Genomic DNA, 4040 nt, shown 5'->3' on the forward strand with positions numbered 1-4040 from the left:
CACACCGCCATCACCCTGCGCGAACACCTCGACATCCCCCTCGTCACCACCATCCACGCCACCGAGGCCGGCCGACACCAGGGCTGGCTCCCCGAGGAGATGAACCGCACCATCCACGGCGTCGAACACTGGCTCGCCAGCGAATCCGGCCGCGTCATCGCCTGCTCCGGATACATGCGCGACGAGGTGACCGGGCTGTTCGGCGTGCCGGCCGGGCGGGTGGACGTGGTGCCCAACGGCGTGGAGCCGCACCGCTGGCGGGCACCGGTGGCCGCGGTCGCCGAGGCCCGGGCCCGGTTCGCCGGTGCCGGCCCGCTGGTGACCTTCGCCGGCCGGCTGGTCTACGAGAAGGGCGTGCAGCACCTGATCGCCGGGCTCCCCCGGCTGCGCGAGCGGCACCCCGGGCTGCGCGCGGTGATCGTCGGCGACGGCCCGTACCGCGGCGAGCTGGAGGCCGAGGTGCACCGGCTCGGCCTGGCCGGCACGGTGAGCATGCCGGGCTTCCTCGGCGGCACCGACCTGCCCGCGGTGATGGCCGCCTCCGACTGCTTCGCGGTGCCGAGCATCTACGAGCCGTTCGGCATGGTCGCCCTCGAGGGCGCCGCGGCGGGCGCGCCCCTGGCCGTCGCGGCGACCGGCGGGCTGGCCGAGATCGTGGAGCCGGGCATCACCGGGATGACCTTCCGGCCGCACGACCCGGACGGGCTGACCGACGCCGTACACGCCCTGCTGTCGGACCGGGAACGGGCGCGCGAGCTGGCCCGGCGGGCCCGCGCCATGGTCCACGAGCGGTACGGCTGGGCGGCGATCGCGCAGCGGACGGGCGCCGCGTACGCCGCGGCGATCGCCGGCGAGCCCGCCTTCACCGCCGAGCGGGCGGCGCAGCGGATGGCCCACGGCCGCGCCCTCCCGTCGCTCGCCGAGGGCAACCTCCTCGCCGCCGCCGGCCTGCGCTGAGGGTGGGCACGGATACCTGCCGCACGTGCGACGGGTGCCCACCGCCGGGCGGGTGGACGTGACGGTGGCCGGAGACGGCGAAGGCCGCCGACCCGGTGCGGGTCGGCGGCCTTCGGCGTACGGCGGCGGTCAGCGCTCGGCGACCGGCGTGTAGTCGCGCTCCGCGGAGCCGGTGTAGATCTGCCGCGGCCGGCCGATCTTGGTCTCCGGGTCGTTGATCATCTCGCGCCACTGGGCGATCCAGCCGGGGAGCCGGCCCAGCGCGAACAGGACCGTGAACATCTTGGTCGGGAAGCCCATGGCCTTGTAGATCAGGCCGGTGTAGAAGTCCACGTTCGGGTAGAGCTTGCGGGAGACGAAGAACTCGTCGGCGAGCGCGATCTCCTCCAGCTGCATGGCGATGTCCAGCAGCGGGTCCGGCTTGGCCATCCGGCCGAGCACGTCCTGCGCCGCCTTCTTCACGATCGCCGCGCGCGGGTCGTAGTTCTTGTAGACCCGGTGGCCGAAGCCCATCAGCTTGACGCCGTCCTGCTTGTCCTTCACCTTGCGGACGAAGGACGCGACGTCGCCGCCGTCGGCCTGGATCTTCTCCAGCATCTCCAGCACGGCCTGGTTGGCGCCGCCGTGCAGCGGGCCGAAGAGCGCGTTCACGCCCGCCGAGACCGAGGCGAAGAGGTTGGCGTTGCTGGAGCCGACCAGCCGCACGGTCGAGGTGGAGCAGTTCTGCTCGTGGTCGGCGTGCAGGACGAACAGCATGTCCAGGACCTTGGCCATCACCGGGTCGACCTCGTACGGCTCCGCCGGCACGCCGAACGTCATCCGCAGGAAGTTCTCCACGTAGCCCAGCGAGTTGTCCGGGTACAGCAGCGGCTGACCGATCGACTTCTTGTAGGCGTACGAGGCGATGGTGGGGACCTTGGCCATCAGCCGGACCGTGGACATCTCGACGTGCGAGGAGTCGAACGGGTCCAGGCTGTCCTGGTAGAAGGTCGAGATGGCGCTCACGGCCGAGGAGAGCACGGCCATCGGGTGCGCGTCGCGGGGGAAGCCGTCGAAGAAGCGGCGCATCTCCTCGTGCAGCAGCGAGTGCCGCCGGATCCGCTCGCTGAACTCGGTCAGCTGCTGCTGGGTCGGCAGCTCGCCGTAGATCAGCAGGTAGGAGACCTCCAGGAACGAGGACTTCTCCGCGAGCTGCTCGATCGGGTAGCCGCGGTAACGCAGGATCCCCGCGTCGCCGTCGATGTAGGTGATCGCGGACGAGCACGCCGCGGTGTTGACGAAGCCGGGATCGTACGTCGTCATCCCGGTTTCCTTGAGCAGCTTGCCCACTCCGATGCCGGCGGGGCCCTCGACCGCGGATTGCACCGGCATCGAAAGCTGCCCACCGGGGTGATCGAGCTTGACTTCCGTCATGTGGTCCCTCGCTTCGCCGGCAGATCTGCGTTGAATTGCCTTCGCTTTTACCGTAATCACGGTCGCGGGGATACCGCCCGCCGTGGTTCGGCGGTGAGGCATGCGTCACCCGATTCCCGACCAGCGGGCGGGGAAACCCCGTCGGCCGCGGGCCGCGCGGGGGCGTCCCCGGCGGCACGAAGGCATGGGAACGCTACCGGTGGGTCGGTCGCCCGTCGCGGGCGGCCCGTACCGGCTCAGGACAGATCGAGGCGGCTCAGCGTGCCGTCGGCGGCGATCCGGTAGACGTCGAGGCGGTTCGCGCCGGCGTGGAAGAGCCGGTCGTCGGCGATCAGGGCGGCGAAGCGGCGGCCGCCGGCGTCCCTGCCGACCACCGGGACGACGGCCCCGACCCGGCCGTTGACGGCCAGCGCCAGCAGCGTCCCGTCGGGCACCTCGTCCGGCAGGTCGCCCCAGACCGCCGCCGGCAGCCGCCCGGCGTCCGGGTCGACGGCCCGGAACGCGGACAGCCCGAAGACCCGCGCGGTGCCGCCGCGCGGGCGGTCGCCGACGACGGTGCCCACCAGCGGATGCGGCGCGGGCGGGGCGGGCGGCGTCGGCACGCCCCCGGGGATCGGCGTGGGCTCGCCGGGGCGGTCGTAGAAGACCTTGCCCTGCTCGGCGCGCGGGGCCTGCCGGGCGGAGCGGCCGTCGACCGGCCACGGCAGCCGGATGGCGGCCTCGTCGGCGACGGTGGGGAGCAGGTCGACGTGCTGCCAGTTCCGGTCGTCGACCCGCCCCGCCCGCTGCCCGGGGGTCTTGACGAACATCGGCACCCAGGCGACCTCGCCCGGGGCGGCCCGGATGGCGTCCATCCCCCGGCCCTGCGCGCCGTTGGTGAAGCTCACGCCGTGGTCGGCGGTGACCACCAGCAGGGCCTTGTCGTAGAGGCCGCGCTCCCGCAGGGTGCGCAGCGTCTCGCCGATCAGCCGGTCGGTGTAGCCGAGCTGCGCGAGGTGGCGTCGCCGCGCCAGCTCCGCCCAGCCGTCGCCGTCGTTCGGCAGGTCCTCCGGCGCGTCGTAGCGCACCCCCGACGGCAGGTACGCCCACGGCGAGTGCGGCATCAGCAGGTGCAGGAAGTGCAGCGTGGGGCGGGCCGCCGGCCGCAACCCGGCCAGGAAGCTGGTGAACCGGGCCGGCTGGTTGGCGTTGAGGCTGTCCCAGCGGAACTTCGGGTCCGCCGGCACCGGCTCCGCGTCGTCGATGCCGGCCTCGGCGCGGGTGCGTTCCCGGTAGGAGTCCTCCGGGTCGACCCGGCTGTCCACCGGGGCGGCCAGCCGGCGCAGCAGCCCGCCGGTCTCCCGGACCAGCACGCCCATCCCCTGCTCGGGGGTGACCGGGGACTCGCAGCGGCTGGGCGGGCAGAGCCGGGTGATGCTCTCCTCGGCGCGGATGTCGTAGAGGCCGCCGAAGGCGGTGAAGAGGTTGTCCGGGTACTGCGAGTAGTGCGGCGCCGCCTCGCGCCGCGGGTACCGGCCGGTCAGCATCGCCGGCAGCGCGTAGGGCGTCCAGCCGCCGACCCCGGTGGCGTTGCGGTACCAGCCGCCGCACGAGGCACAGGGGGAAGTTGTCTTCAGTTTGTTTGATGTTGCTGAAGAATTTCTACGGCAGGAACCGGCGGACTTCAAGAC

The 4040-nt window shown here is 72.8% G+C and carries 3 protein-coding genes; 1 reads left to right on the forward strand and 2 read right to left on the reverse strand.

Annotated elements, in window-relative coordinates; all coding sequences use genetic code 11:
• On the forward strand, positions 1-957 hold a 957-nt coding region (locus ACWENR_RS29955; protein WP_452280300.1), incomplete at its 5' end, for a glycosyltransferase family 4 protein.
• A gap of 129 nt (positions 958-1086) precedes the next feature.
• Here the strand turns inward: ACWENR_RS29955 and ACWENR_RS29960 are convergent.
• Both ACWENR_RS29960 and ACWENR_RS29965 read right to left on the reverse strand, forming a co-directional pair.
• On the reverse strand, positions 1087-2370 hold the full coding sequence (locus tag ACWENR_RS29960) for a citrate synthase (RefSeq protein ID WP_452280301.1): 1284 nt from the start codon (positions 2368-2370) through the stop codon (positions 1087-1089).
• A 236-nt stretch (positions 2371-2606) separates the two neighbouring features.
• Positions 2607-4040, reverse strand: a 1434-nt coding sequence (locus ACWENR_RS29965) for a sulfatase-like hydrolase/transferase (RefSeq protein WP_452280302.1), incomplete at its 5' end; no start/stop codon positions are given.

This window comes from Micromonospora sp. NPDC004336, from assembly GCF_053602615.1.

What these genes read in the sequence shown, in the direction of transcription:
- ACWENR_RS29960 (WP_452280301.1), bottom strand. Translation starts at nt 2,370, where the DNA reads ATGACGGAAGTCAAGCTCGATCACCCCGGTGGGCAGCTTTCGATGCCG.